Source organism: Acinetobacter schindleri, assembly GCF_010918895.1.
GTDB classification, from domain to species: Bacteria; Pseudomonadota; Gammaproteobacteria; order Pseudomonadales; family Moraxellaceae; genus Acinetobacter; species Acinetobacter schindleri.
This window is the reverse complement of the sequence record NZ_CP044483.1, coordinates 2,941,984-2,956,310: the sequence shown is the minus strand read 5'-3', so window position 1 is coordinate 2,956,310 and position 14,327 is coordinate 2,941,984. Positions and strand designations below refer to the sequence as shown.

Here is a 14,327-nt window from a genome sequence, read left to right as displayed (position 1 = left end):
GTAATGGTAGTAACGAATAATGAATGAAGCTGTTCCCTCAGTTGTTGCGATTGACATTGGGACGCACAAAGTTTCAGTTTTGATTGGTAAGGTACATGCGCCAGACAATATCCAGGTCATTGGGATGGCGACTGCTCGTAACCGAGGCATGAATAAAGGGAAAATTGTAAGTCTCGATAAAGTCATTACCGCAATAAAAAATGCCGTTCAAGAAGCGGAAGACATGGCGGAATGCCGTGTACATTCAGCCTGGATTTCAATTCCAAGTGCGGAGCTGAAAAGCTTTTATGCTTCAGGCCGTACTTCAGTTGACAATACAGAACATACAATTACCACCAGTGAAGTGGTGCGTGCGCTTGAACTGGCCAAAGCCAGTCATCAGATCTCAGATCATTACCTGGTTAGCGCAGTTCCACTAGGTTTTGAGCTGGATGATGCACCGGAATGGGTATTGAATCCGATCCGTATGTCGGCGCACAGCATGACTGGGCATTATCATTTAATGATGTTGCCAATTAGCACCATGCAGAATATTGACCGTGCCCTGAAAGGTGCCAATATTGGTGTAGAGCGCATGGTGGTATCATGTCTGGCCACTGCTGAAGCCAGCTTGCTGAAAGATGAAAAAGAGTATGGGGTATGTCTGGTCGACATCGGTGCCGGAACCACAAATCTTGCAGTTTATCTGGATGGTCGTCTGGCACTTACCCATACCATTCAGCGTGGTGGAGAGCATGTAACACGTGATATCGCAGCGGTGTTACAGACTACCACTGAAGAAGCTGAACGTATCAAGCTGTTATATGGTTGTGTCGATCTGAAAGTGGTAAAACCGGACCATATGATTCAGTTCCAGGGTATTGATGGTCCGCAGACTATTAGCCGGATTGAACTGACCGAGATTATTATTGCGCGTTATAGTGAAATTCTGGGCTTGGTGCGTGATGAACTGGAAAACAGTGGTGCAATGCAGGGGCTGTACCATGGTGTGGTATTAACAGGTGATGCCAGCCATATTGAAGGTATGGTCAGCTATGTACGCCGCACTTTAGGTATATCGGCGCATTTGGGTAATCCGCCAGCGCCAGTACATGCAGATGAAGCACATCAGGCAGCGCTGCGTCGTTCGCAGTACGCTACAGCTGCAGGTCTGCTGATGTTCAGCCAGAGTGACGCGCAGGAAACCATCGTAGAATCGGAAGAAAATGAAAGACTGTCGGTGACTCAGCGCGTTAAACGTGCTTGGTCAGGCTTTAATGAAACATTGAAGTCAATTTTTTAGTCGACATTTATTGTGAATATTGTTGAGAAGTTGTAGTAAAAAATGCCTGCACTTGACAACTGAGTTGTGGAGCAGCATTCTTAAAAACAATTTTTTATTAAGATCAGGGCAGTATACGGGCTTAGTGACTGCCAGTACTAAATTAGGAATTTTATAGGTCATGGCCTCATTTGAATTTTTTGAAGACGATCAAGACGATAGCATTGGTCAAGCCCGTTTCACTGTGTTTGGTGTAGGGGGTGCGGGTGGTAATGCTGTACAGCATATGCTGCAATCAGACATCCAGGGTGTAAAATTTGTCTGTGCCAATACTGACAAACAGGCACTGGATCGCATGGAAGCTGAATTTAAAATTCAGTTAGGCGAACAAAGTACCCGTGGTCTAGGTGCAGGTGCAAACCCACAAGTCGGTCAAGCGGCAGCAGAAGAAAGCCGTGAACTGATCCGCCAGCATCTTGAAGGCACAGATATGGTATTCGTGACTGCTGGTATGGGCGGCGGTACAGGTACCGGTGCGGCACCAGTGGTTGCAGAAATTGCTAAAGAAATGGGTATCCTGACAGTTGGTGTCGTTACTACGCCATTCAACTTTGAAGGTAAACGCCGTTTACAGTCCGCTGAGAAAGGTATTCAAGCCCTGGAACAGCACGTGGATTCCCTGATCATCATTCCAAACCAGCGCCTGCTGAAAGTATTCCGTGACATCTCGATGAAAGATGCTTACAAGAAGGCAGATGACGTTCTGTTAAATGCAGTACGCAGTATCTTTGATCTTGTGGTACGTCCAGGTCATATCAACCTTGACTTCGCCGATCTGAAAACAGCGATGAGCACACGTGGTTATGCCATGATGGGTGTTGGTCTTGGTCGTGGTGAAAACCGTGCACGTCAGGCAGCTGAACAGGCAATTCGTAGCCCATTACTGGATAACGTTACTATCATGAATGCCAAAGGCATCCTGATTAACGTGACTGGTGGTGATGATGTAACCTTCGGTGAAATTGAAGAAATTACCGATGTTGTGAACCAGATCGTGGATCTGGACGAAGGTCAAGTCTTCTATGGTACCGTATTCGATCCAGATGCGCGTGATGAAATTAGCGTAACTGTAATCGCAACAGGTCTAACCCGTAACTCGGCAGATGCTGCTGAGCCTGCGAAACGTACCAATGTACAGCAGTCACGTCCTGCAACAGCCCCGGCTGCAGTAGATGAAGATGATGTGCCAGCGATTCAGCGTCAACAAACTGGTGCAGGTGCGGCAGCGACGCCGGCAGCCTCTGTTTCAAGCCCACGTCCAACGCCAATGAGTATTCAGGATTATCTTAAAAATCAACAACGTAAGTAATATGTAACAATATGTGTTTACGATGATTCAACAGAAAAGGTGGCTTTAGGGCCACCTTTTTGTTTTTTATCAATGGCTAAATATGCTAACGTATAGCGGTTTTGTTGATGAACAGATGATAAAAGCATGTTGAAACAGCGTACCCTGAAACGTGTCGTGAAAGCGAGCGGTATCGGTCTTCATAGTGGGCAGAAAGTCATGATTAACTTCGTGCCACACCATGCCGATGGGGGAATTGTATTTCGACGCATCGATCTGAATCCACCAGTTGACATTCCTGCCAATGCCATGCTGATCCAGGAAGCCTTCATGTGCTCGAATCTGGTTCAGGAAAATGCCAAAGTGGGTACCATTGAGCATGTCATGAGTGCCATTGCCGGCCTGGGCATCGATAACCTGATTATTGAAGTGTCAGCTTCTGAAGTGCCCATCATGGACGGTAGTGCCGGGCCATTTATCTATCTGCTGATGCAGGGTGGACTTCAGGAACTGCAGGCACCAAAGAAATTTATTAAAATCATCAAACCTGTAGAAGCGCTTATTGATGATAAGCGTGCGGCTTTTAGCCCGCATGAAGGCTTTCAGCTTAACTTCACCATCGACTTTGATCATCCTGCTTTCAAGAAAGAATATCAGTCTGCCACCATCGACTTCTCTACTGAAACCTTTGTATATGAAGTCAGTGAAGCACGTACCTTTGGCTTTATGAAAGATTTGGACTATCTCAAAGCCAATAATCTGGCACTTGGTGCAAGTCTGGAAAACGCGATTGGCGTGGATGAAACTGGGGTAGTCAATGAAGAAGGGTTACGTTTTTCAGATGAATTTGTGCGTCACAAGATTTTGGATGCTGTCGGTGACTTATATCTGATGGGTCACCAGATTATCGCTAAATTCGACGGTTACAAGTCTGGACATGCCTTAAATAACCAGCTTTTGCGTAATGTCAGCAGTGATCCGGATAGCTATGAAATTGTAACATTTGATGACATTGAAACTTGTCCAATTCCTTATGTGAATGTGACATAAGTCATTGTCTTTTAGTGTGTATGTTATATTATAACAATGTAGAATGAGAACTGGTTCTCGCAATTTACATTGTAAATCAACATAATTTGATTTGTATGTTATTTTTTATTGCTTGCCAAACGTAGTAAAGCTTGGCTAAGCTTAGGGTCGCTTATAAAGTCAGCAGCACTACGGAGCATATCCTGTGTTTCTGGGCTTAAGGCTCTTTCGGATTTTTCTGTAATCAAAGGTGTTTTGGATGGATTTCGTAAACACACTTGCAGTTTGGTTAAGTCCTTTAATTCGCTAATTTGAGAGAGTTGTGAAACGTATTGCTTCTGTAAGTAGGCCAATTGAGAAATCATGGCCTGGTTTTCACCAGTAAGCGTTAACACACCATTTTGATAGCAGACAACCTGCCAATGTTCCGGTTGGGGCAACAAAGGTTGAATGAGTTTTGTAAGTTTCTGCCATGCAGCAACTTGTGATGAGAGAAACGAGAAGTTTCCTGTTTTTATGTGTTTTCTTGTTTGTTGAAAAACGTTGACAGGTTCAGACATACATCATTCCTACATGATTATGCCTTAATCTTATGCGCTCTTTTCGGTAGATATCAAGGAAGAGATCACCCAAGGAACTCGATTAAAACAGTTTTAGAGAGGTTTTTTATGCATTTGCGACGTATTTTGTTGGCATTTTCCCTAGCGAGTTCAGCTGCTTCTGTAGCATTCGCAGATTTAGTGGATCTAAATCAGGAAAGTGGCTCCGTCGATCGTCTTGAGCAGCTTACACGGACTTTAGCACAGGGCGCATATACACAATCAGATGATGTTTATATTCCTGCTGAAACCAAATTAAGCGTTCAGCTCCGTGAGAAGCCAGTTGAGCTCAACAATGCAACGATTGAGAAAAAATACGGCGCTTCTAAGTCTACATCTAAATCTTCTTCAAGTTTTTCATCTTCTCCATATTCCTGGTTAGTTGCACATCCTCTGCCAAACCTGAAACGTGTCAGCTCTGACTTTGGTGGTCGTACCATGAATGGTCGCGCTGAAAACCATTCTGGTCTGGATATGTCTGCACCAAGCGGTACACCGATCTATGCGACGGGGCCTGGTATTGTGACCAAGTCAGGTTGGGGTACAGGTTACGGCCAATACGTGGAAATTAATCACGGTAATGGTTACCTGACTCGTTATGCACATGCTTCACGTCTGATTGCACGTGTGGGTGATCGCGTAGAAGCAGGTGAGCACATTGCCAACGTAGGATGTACAGGTCGCTGTACAGGCCCGCATTTACACTATGAAGTAGTAAAAGACGGTCAGCGTAAGAATCCTTCAACTTATCTTGCCATGCTGCCATAAGGCCTGTCAGGTCATTTAAGCTACCCTGTACATAACACCTACAGAAAAAGCACATCCATATTTAAAAGTAATAAATCTCTGGTCTCTTTCTAAAATGAGAGAAACTGGAGATTTATTGCTTTCAGGTCTTAATTTATCACTAAAAAATATGAGCAATGTATAATTTTGATTCTTTACTGACTCAGATTTGTATCTTTGTGTAATAAATGATCAATAGGTATTTAGCTGCTAAATACCCTGGCATTCGCGCATTCAGCGTGGGCGATACCTGTCACTGCCCTAAATATGATACATATAAACGATTAATGTAGATCTTTAGGAACAGTAGATTATGGCGTTTTATGGCGATACAGACGCGCAAGAAACTCAAGAATGGCAAGACGCTTTTGACTCTGTTTTGCAACACATGGGCACTGAGCGTGCAGCTTTCTTATTAGAGAAACTTTATCAGCGCGCGATTGCTAAGCATGTTCCCATTCAGCGTTTAAATACTCCTTACTTAAACACGATTTCTGTTGAAGAACAACCACCTATGCCGGGTGACCAAGACATGGAGCGCCGTATTCGTGCGTTGATCCGCTGGAATGCACTGGCGATGGTTCTTCGCGCGAACAAAACTGGCGATGATCTAGGTGGCCACTTGGCCAGTTTTGCATCATCCGCAACATTATATGATGTAGGCTTTAACCACTTCTTCCGTGCCAATAGCGACAACTTCGGCGGTGACATGATCTATTATCAAGGTCACTGTGCTCCGGGTATCTATGCACGTTCATTTCTGGAAGGCCGTTTAACGGAAGACCATTTAAATAACTTTCGTCGTGAAGTAGATGGCGTTGGCTTACCTTCTTATCCACATCCATATTTGATGCCGGATTACTGGCAATTCCCGACTGTATCGATGGGTCTGGGTCCGATTATGTCGATCTACCAGGCACACATTCAAAAGTATTTGATGAACCGTGGCTTGATCAAGGAAGAAGATCGTAAAGTCTGGGCTTACCTGGGCGATGGTGAGATGGATGAACCAGAAAGTACCGGTGCAATCTCTCTGGCTGGCCGTGAAAAGTTAGATAACTTGATTTGGGTGGTCAACTGTAACCTGCAGCGTCTTGATGGCCCGGTACGTGGTAACGGCAAGATCATCCAGGAACTTGAGTCGCTATTCCGTGGTGCAGGCTGGCGCGTCATTAAAGTCGTTTGGGGCCGTCATTGGGATCCATTGCTTGCCAAAGATGAAACTGGCGCTCTAAAAGCGATTATGGAAGAAGCGGTAGACGGCGATTACCAACGTTATCAAGTAAAAGGTGGTGCTTATACACGTGCGCACTTCTTTGGTAAATACCCAGAAGCTGAAGAGCTGGTTAAAGGTTTAAGCGATGAAGACATCGACAACTTGAACCGCGGTGGTCACGACCCGTTCAAAGTATATGCAGCCTATGCAGAGGCAATGAAATCCACAGGTCAGCCAACCGTCATCTTGGCGAAAACAGTGAAAGGCTATGGCCTGTCTGAAGAAATTGAAGCGGTGAATAAGACTCACCAAATCAAGAAAATGCAGCTTGAGTCGTTGAAATACGTACGTAACCGTTTCAACTTGCCATTTACTGATGAGCAGTTAGAAGAAGTTCCATTCTACCGTCCAAGCGAAAACTCGCCTGAATTGAAATACATGAAGGCACGTCGTGAGGCGCTCGGTGGTTACCTGCCTGCACGTCGTAAGGAAAGCGAACAGCTTGCGATTCCAGAACTGTCGGTATTTGACGCAGTACTTGCAGGTTCTAACGGTAAGCAACAATCAACCACCATGGTGATGGTTCGTTTAATTTCTTCATTATTGAAAGAAAAAGCCATCAAAGACCGCGTGGTTCCAATCGTTCCAGATGAAGCACGTACATTTGGTCTGGAAGGTATGTTCCGTCAGCTGGGCATTTATGCTGCACATGGTCAAAAATACACGCCTGAAGACCAGGAACAATTGATGCATTACCGTGAAGCAAAAGACGGTCACATGCTTCAAGAAGGGATTAATGAAGCGGGTGCGATGAGTGCCTGGGCTGCATTGGCAACCAGTTATTCAACCAATAACCTGCCAATGATTCCAATGTACATGTACTACTCTATGTTTGGTTTCCAGCGTATTGGTGACATTGCATGGGCAGCAGGTGATGCGCAAGCACAAGGCTTCTTGCTCGGTGCCACAGCGGGTCGTACTACATTGAATGGTGAAGGTTTACAGCACCAGGATGGTCACTCGCATATTCTTGCGAATACGATTCCAAACTGTATTTCTTATGACCCTTGCTTTGGTTATGAGCTTGCCGTGATTGTTCACGATGGCTTGAAGCGTATGTACGTGAATCAAGAGCGTGTGTTCTACTACTTAACCGTAATGAACGAAAACTACGAGCATCCTGCAATGCCACAAGGTGTTGAAGAAGGCATCAAACGTGGTATGTATCTGCTGGAAGAAGACGAGAAAGCTACTGTCCAGTTGCTTGGTTCAGGTGTGATTCTGCGTGAAGTGATCAAAGCTGCGAAGATCCTGCGTGAAGAATATCAAATCCATTCAAACGTATACAGCGTAACCAGTTTCAACGAGCTGGCACGTGATGGTATGGCGTGTGAAGAGTACAACCGTTTACATCCATTAGCTGAAGAAGTGAAAGAGTCTTGGGTTGCTCAGCAACTACGTGGCACAAACGGTATTGTAGTTTCTGCAACAGACCATATGCGTGCGTATAGCGAACAAATCCGTGCCTACCTTCCAGACAACCGCCCATTCGTTGCATTGGGTACTGATGGTTATGGCCGTTCCGATACACGTGCCAAACTTCGTAGCTACTTCGGTGTAGATGCTGCTCATATTGTGGTTGCTACATTGAAGAAACTGGCTGACGAAGGTGAAGTAGATGCTCGTCTAGTGAAAGATGCGATTTCTAGCTTCGAGCTGGATACTGATCGTCCAGTTGCATGGGCGCCACAAGCAACGCCTGAACTACACGCTGTTGCTGACTACAAGGAGGAGAACTAATCATGCAAATTACGACTCCTGATATTGGTGTAGATAAGGCAACAGTTGCTGAAATTCTGGTGAAAGTGGGTGATACCATTGCCATCGATGAAAGCATTGTGCTGCTGGAATCTGACAAAGCCTCTGTTGAAGTGCCTAGCACTTCAGCAGGCGTGGTAAAAAGCATTCTGGTTAATCAGGGTGATGAAGTATCTGAAGGTGCAGTACTCATTGAATTAGAGGCTGAAGACGATGCCAATGCTGTAGAAACCCAGCAAGCTGATGTATCAGACAAAACTTCGGAAAATACCCCGACTTCATTACCTGATGATGAAATCCTCCAGGAAGTGGCTTCACATCAGCCGGGCATTGCGGCTAAACAAAGCCAGGCACCTGCTGCTAATAGCGCTGCATCTGCGACTGTTGAAGTGAAAGTGCCAGATATCGGTGTAGAAAAAGCACTGGTGGGTGAAATTCTGGTACAGGTCGGTGATGAAATCACGGTTGATCAAAGTATCGTGGTCGTAGAGTCTGATAAAGCGACTGTTGAAGTTCCAAGCACCGTCGATGGCACAGTAGAAGCTATTCAAATTAAGGAAGGTGACACCGTTAAAGAAGGTGTGGTTATCCTGACCGTGAAAACTGCGGCTTCAGTATCGGCTCAGCAAGCAGCTCCTGAGTCGGCTGAACAGGCTCCTGCACCAGCAGCACCTGAAGCCAAAGCTGAAACAGTTGCACAGGCACCCGCAGCGCCTGCGGGTGATGTAGAAGTGAAAGTACCTGACTTGGGTGTCGATAAAGCTGCTGTAGCAGAAATTCTGGTACAGGTCGGTGACAAGGTTGAGAAAGACCAAAGCATCATCGTGGTGGAATCGGATAAGGCGACTGTCGAAGTGCCAAGCACCACTGCAGGTGTAATCAAGTCAATTCATGTCGAGCTCGGCCAGAACGTTTCTGAAGGCATTGCCCTGATTACGATTGAAGCTGCAGGGCAGTCAGCACCTGCGACAGCTCCGGCTCCAAAAGCAGAAGTGTCAGCAGCTAAAACTGCACCTGTACCAGCTGCAGTGCCAAAAGCTGAGACTGCTGCTGCACCTGAAACACAAAATGCCGATAAGCTCACCAAAGAGCAGAACGCTGCCAATGCCAAAGTCTATGCCGGTCCCGCAGTTCGTAAACTTGCACGTGAGCTGGGTGTGGTACTTGCTGAAGTCAAAGCATCTGGTCCTCATGCACGCCTGATGAAAGAAGATCTGTTTGCATATGTGAAAACACGTCTGACTGCACCGGCACCTGCTGCAGTTGCGCCAGCCGCGGCTGCACCCGCAGGCTTGCCAAAACTACCAAGCTTCGATGCATTTGGTGGCGTGGAAGAGAAAGCCTTGACGCGTTTGCAGCAGGTTTCTATTCCGCAGTTGTCTCTCAATAATTACATCCCGCAAGTGACACAGTTCGACTTGGCCGATATTACTGAACTTGAAGCATGGCGTAATGAACTTAAAGGCAACTTTAAGAAAGAAGGCCTAAGCCTGACTATTATGTCATTCATTATCAAGGCAGTAGCACACCTGCTGAAAGAAGAGCGTGAATTTGCAGGTCATTTGTCAGATGACGGTAAGTCAGTCCTGTTGCGTAACGAAATCCATATGGGGATTGCAGTCGCAACACCAGATGGTTTGACGGTTCCTGTACTGCGTAATCCAGATCAAAAATCCATTAAGCAAATTTCGAAAGAATTGGGTGAACTGGGTCAAAAAGCACGTGATAAGAAACTTTCGCCGAAAGATCTGCAAGGTGCGAATTTCACGATTTCAAGTCTTGGAGCAATTGGTGGTACAGCGTTTACCCCACTTGTGAACTGGCCACAAGTTGCAATTCTGGGTATTTCACCTGCGACCATGCAACCGGTTTGGAATGGTGAGGGCTTTGATCCACGTTTAATGCTTCCATTGTCATTGTCATACGATCATCGTGTGATTAATGGTGCAGATGCGGCACGCTTTACCAATAAGTTAAGCAAATTGTTAAAAGATATTCGTAGCCTATTGATCTAATGCATTAATGCTTTAATAGAAAGACCCTGCTCCGGCAGGGTTTTTTTATATTACGATTTGTAAATATGGATGCTCTTGATTATAATGAGCTTACTTCATTGGGGAGTAGCCGCCTTTTGCGCAAAGCGAAAGGGTGATGGTCAACATATTTGTCCTGAACCGGACATGGTCATCATAGCAAAGAACCAAATGAGCTTCTCGAAGCTTTCTTTTGTTGGCAAGACCTTTGATTTACCATTCTGCAGATTTTGGCTGGCGGGAAGGGTAAGTCATCGGTAGCACATGCCAGCCAGAGAAAGACACATGTACGAATTCCTTCTTTCAACTGCCATTGTAGCGCTGGCCGAAATGGGCGATAAGACCCAATTGCTTGCCTTGCTGCTTGCCGCGCGATTCAGAAAGCCTGTTCCTATTCTTGTTGCGATCTTGCTAGCGACCTTGATCAACCACGGTTTGTCTGCGGTATTAGGTCAGTGGATTACCACGGTAATGAGTCCAGATGTGTTGTTATGGGTTGTTTCAATTGGTTTTATTGCAATGGCGATCTGGATGCTGATTCCGGATGAACTTGGTGATGAATCTTCTAGCATCAATAAATGGCAAAAATTGGGGGTATTTGGTGCGACCTTTATCCTGTTCTTCCTGGCAGAAATTGGTGACAAAACCCAAGTTGCAACTGTAGCCCTGGCAGCACGTTTTGACAGTGTGCTTTGGGTGATGCTGGGAACCACAATAGGTATGATGATTGCCAATGCACCAGCAGTTTTTATTGGGGATAAGCTGGCAAACCGCCTGCCAATCTCCTTGATTCATAAAATTGGCGCGTTGATCTTCATGTTGATTGGGATTGGTACCTTGCTCAAACATTATTATTTCTAATTCATAAGAATAATATATTAAATCCTGAGCTAAAAACTCGGGATTTTTTATTGTGAAATAGCTCTCAAAATGCTGATAAATAAGGCTATATAGACATTTTTATTTATTGTAAGTTTCTCCGAATACTTATATGTTAACAACAACACAAAAATCATTTTTAAATGTATAAAATTGGGGAAAGTTATGGCTTTTGAACGTACTACATCACAGGTTTTATTTGATGATGGCATCCACAAGTGCATTAGTTTTACCAGCCTGGTAAAAGGTGAAGGCGTTCAGGCCAACCAGTTTTTAATTATTGATAATAACCGTGCGGCAGTACTGGATCCGGGTGGTGACCTGACTTATGTGCCACTCACCATGGAACTGAACAAATATACCCGTTTGGCCAATCTGGACTATGTCATGGCCTCGCATCAAGATCCGGACATTATCACTTCGATGCCGCGCTGGTTAGTCTATACCGATGCCAAAGTGGTTGCATCCAAGCTCTGGGCACGTTTCTTGCCGCACCTGAACTCGGCCTTTATGAGTGACCGCATGAAAGGTAACTGGTTAGATCGTCTGGTGGAGCTGCCGGATCATGGCCAGATTATCAAACTGGGAAATTCCAATATTGTGGCAATTCCCGCTCATTTTCTGCATTCAGTCGGTAATTTCCAATTCTATGACCCGATTGCAAAAATCCTGTTTTCAGGCGATATGGGCGCGTCTATGGTCGAAGACGCTTCGCGTCCACTGGAAAACTTTGCGGCGCATATCCCGAAAATGAAAGGCTTTCACCAGCGCTATATGTGTAATAACAAGGTGATCCGTCTCTGGGTGCAAATGGTACGTACCATGGATGTAGAAATGATCGTGCCACAGCACGGTACACCGTTTGTGGGCAAAGAGCAGATCAATCAGTTCCTGGACTGGATTGAAACCCTGGAATGTGGCACTGACTTAATGGATGAAACGGTATTTACCTGTCCGGAATAACAGGAAAAATTAAAAAAATACTTGAGTGAAAAAACAACATTTTTTATATTTTTAAATTCCAAAAAATCTTTTTGATGACGAGAATTTATAAAAAATGTTGTCTCAAGTTCCAACACAGGATGCATGTTTAAGTTGTGGCGCATGTTGCGCCCATTTCAGGGTGTCGTTTTACTGGGCAGAGGGCATTCCGATGCCGGAGCACTATACGGAACCTGTTACATCGGTGTATTCGTGTATGGCAGGGACCAATCAGAAAAATCCGCGCTGTATTGCATTACAAGGTACGATTGGTGAGCAGGTCAGTTGTGGTATGTATGAGCTACGCAGTACTTCATGTAAGGAAGTACAGGTTGCAGGTGCGCAGTGTAATAAAGCCCGCATTGCCCATAATATGATTCCATTCATCCAGATCGATCGGGATGAAGCCGAGAATGACGATAACTTTGAACGCGTCAGTTAAATCTTGAATTTAAGATTTTAAAAAACAGAGCTTCGGCTCTGTTTTTTATTGGAGATAAATATTGGCATGCTTGAGCTTCAAATTTACAGGTAAATTATTATCGCTGAATGATTGGTTTTTTATTTCACTATCTGTGGAAAAGAAGAAGTGCATAAATGATTTTGTAAGCTTAATAATTCTTCTTGCCAAGCTGGAATATTTAAACTGTTGATTGAATAGTCGAATTTATAAATTTAGCCAGTTAAATTAAATCTAAGTCCAGATTTAGACAAAATAAATTTTGCAATTGCAATGAAATTTAGAGCTAAATTTGTTTATAATGGCGCACGGAAATTACCAGTGAGACTGTTATGTTGACCATCGTTCAAGACGCGTTAACCTTCGATGATGTCCTATTACTCCCTGCCTACTCTACTGTTCTCCCAAAAGATGTCTCTCTAAAGACACGCCTGACTCGCGGCATTAACCTGAATATTCCTCTTGTGTCTGCAGCTATGGATACGGTGACTGAATCCCGTATGGCGATTGCAATGGCGCAAAATGGTGGTATCGGTATTCTGCACAAGAACATGGATATTGCTGCACAGGCTGCTGAAGTACGTCGTGTGAAGAAATTCGAAGCGGGTATGGTGAAAGATCCAATCATTGTTACCCCAGAAACTACCGTTCGTGAGTTGATTGCCTTAACTCAGGCAAACAATATTAGCGGTGTACCTGTTGTTAAAGATGGCAAAGTGGTTGGTATCGTGACAGGTCGTGATACACGCTTTGAAACCAATCTTGAACAGCCAGTCAGTAACATCATGACAGGTCAGGATCGTCTGGTCACAGTTCGTGAAGGTGAGTCGAAAGAAAACATCCAGGCCTTACTGCAAAAACACCGTATCGAAAAAGTTCTGGTGGTAAATGAACAGCAAGAACTGAAAGGTTTGATCACGGTTACAGATTTCCGCAAAGCTGAAAGCTATCCAAACAGCTGTAAAGATGACTTAGGTCGCCTACGCGTGGGTGCTGCAGTTGGTACGGGTGCAGAAACACCAAGCCGTGTTGAAGCATTGGTTGAAGCTGGTGTAGACGTGATTGTCGTCGATACTGCACATGGTCACTCTGCTGGTGTGATTGAACGTGTACGTTGGGTAAAACAGAACTTCCCACAAGTTCAGGTGATTGGCGGTAACATTGCAACGGGTGATGCTGCACTTGCACTTCTGGATGCTGGTGCAGATGCTGTTAAAGTGGGTATCGGTCCTGGTTCAATCTGTACGACGCGTATTGTTGCCGGTATTGGTATGCCGCAAATCTCTGCAATCGATTCAGTTGCGAATGCATTGAAAGAACAGATTCCATTGATTGCTGATGGTGGTATCCGTTTCTCTGGCGATATGGCAAAAGCGATTGGCGCTGGTGCAAGCACCATCATGGTGGGTTCACTGTTGGCTGGTACCGAAGAAGCACCAGGTGAAGTTGAGTTCTTCCAGGGCCGCTACTATAAAGCTTACCGTGGTATGGGCTCATTAGGTGCGATGGCTGGAGCAACAGGTTCTGCAGATCGTTATTTCCAGGATTCTAAAGCGGGTGCCGAGAAACTGGTTCCAGAAGGCATTGAAGGGCGTGTACCTTATAAAGGCCCAATGGGTAACATCGTGCATCAGATGATGGGTGGTCTGCGTTCATCTATGGGTTATACTGGTTCTGCAGTGATTGAAGATCTTCGCCAAAATGCGAAGTTTGTGAAAATCACTTCTGCAGGTATGTCTGAATCTCACGTACATGACGTGACGATTACCAAGGAAGCGCCGAATTATCGCGTTGGCTAATTTCCTTTCTGCACTCGTTCGAAAAAAGCCGTCATAGCAATGACGGCTTTTTTATTTTGGTGTAAAGTGTCACACATTGTAAAAATGGATGATGGAAATCACCCAATAAGAAGTGAGA

The 14,327-nt window shown here is 45.0% G+C and carries 11 protein-coding genes and 1 riboswitch; of the genes, 10 read left to right on the top strand and 1 reads right to left on the bottom strand.

What is annotated here, in order from left to right; genetic code table 11:
* The first annotated feature begins 19 nt into the window (after nt 1-19).
* From ftsA to lpxC, 3 genes are all read left to right on the top strand, one after another.
* Nucleotides 20-1,282: a cell division protein FtsA gene (gene ftsA / locus FSC11_RS14070; RefSeq protein ID WP_004813755.1), complete on the top strand. Its 1,263-nt coding sequence runs from the start codon at nt 20-22 to the stop codon at nt 1,280-1,282.
* Between the two features lie 160 nt (nt 1,283-1,442).
* Nucleotides 1,443-2,630, top strand: coding sequence for a cell division protein FtsZ (ftsZ, locus tag FSC11_RS14065; RefSeq protein ID WP_004813752.1), 1,188 nt, complete (start codon nt 1,443-1,445; stop codon nt 2,628-2,630).
* 126 nt (nt 2,631-2,756) lie between these two features.
* Nucleotides 2,757-3,659 carry a UDP-3-O-acyl-N-acetylglucosamine deacetylase gene (gene lpxC / locus FSC11_RS14060; RefSeq protein WP_004813751.1) on the top strand — a complete coding sequence of 301 codons (903 nt, stop codon included), beginning with the start codon at nt 2,757-2,759 and terminating at the stop codon, nt 3,657-3,659.
* A gap of 98 nt (nt 3,660-3,757) precedes the next feature.
* On the opposite strand, the gene FSC11_RS14055 is transcribed toward lpxC, so the two are convergent.
* Nucleotides 3,758-4,198 (bottom strand): DciA family protein, encoded by a 441-nt coding sequence (locus FSC11_RS14055; RefSeq protein WP_004890764.1) that lies wholly within the window; start codon nt 4,196-4,198, stop codon nt 3,758-3,760.
* Nucleotides 4,199-4,306: 108 nt separating this feature from the next.
* Here FSC11_RS14055 and FSC11_RS14050 point away from each other — a divergent pair, with 108 nt between their 5' ends.
* The 7 genes from FSC11_RS14050 to guaB all read left to right on the top strand — a co-directional run bounded on the left by FSC11_RS14050 (nt 4,307) and on the right by guaB (nt 14,209).
* Entirely contained in the window at nt 4,307-5,005 is a 699-nt protein-coding gene (locus FSC11_RS14050; protein WP_004813747.1) for a M23 family metallopeptidase, read from the top strand.
* 331 nt (nt 5,006-5,336) lie between these two features.
* Nucleotides 5,337-8,039, top strand: a complete 2,703-nt coding sequence (aceE, locus tag FSC11_RS14045) for a pyruvate dehydrogenase (acetyl-transferring), homodimeric type (protein WP_004813745.1) — start codon at nt 5,337-5,339, stop codon at nt 8,037-8,039.
* Between the two features lie 2 nt (nt 8,040-8,041).
* Nucleotides 8,042-10,072 carry a 2-oxo acid dehydrogenase subunit E2 gene (locus FSC11_RS14040; RefSeq protein ID WP_163167539.1) on the top strand — a complete coding sequence of 677 codons (2,031 nt, stop codon included), beginning with the start codon at nt 8,042-8,044 and terminating at the stop codon, nt 10,070-10,072.
* Between the two features lie 88 nt (nt 10,073-10,160).
* Nucleotides 10,161-10,304: riboswitch (yybP-ykoY riboswitch) on the top strand.
* 71 nt (nt 10,305-10,375) lie between these two features.
* A complete protein-coding gene (locus tag FSC11_RS14035) occupies nt 10,376-10,951 on the top strand; it encodes a TMEM165/GDT1 family protein (protein WP_163167537.1) in 576 nt (191 codons plus the stop codon).
* Nucleotides 10,952-11,134: 183 nt separating this feature from the next.
* Nucleotides 11,135-11,932 carry an oxygen-binding di-iron domain-containing protein gene (locus FSC11_RS14030; protein ID WP_004813740.1) on the top strand — a complete coding sequence of 266 codons (798 nt, stop codon included), beginning with the start codon at nt 11,135-11,137 and terminating at the stop codon, nt 11,930-11,932.
* A 94-nt stretch (nt 11,933-12,026) separates the two neighbouring features.
* Nucleotides 12,027-12,392 carry a YkgJ family cysteine cluster protein gene (locus tag FSC11_RS14025; RefSeq protein WP_163167535.1) on the top strand — a complete coding sequence of 122 codons (366 nt, stop codon included), beginning with the start codon at nt 12,027-12,029 and terminating at the stop codon, nt 12,390-12,392.
* 350 nt (nt 12,393-12,742) lie between these two features.
* Nucleotides 12,743-14,209, top strand: a complete 1,467-nt coding sequence (guaB, locus tag FSC11_RS14020; RefSeq protein ID WP_004813737.1) for an IMP dehydrogenase — start codon at nt 12,743-12,745, stop codon at nt 14,207-14,209.
* Nucleotides 14,210-14,327: the final 118 nt, after the last annotated feature.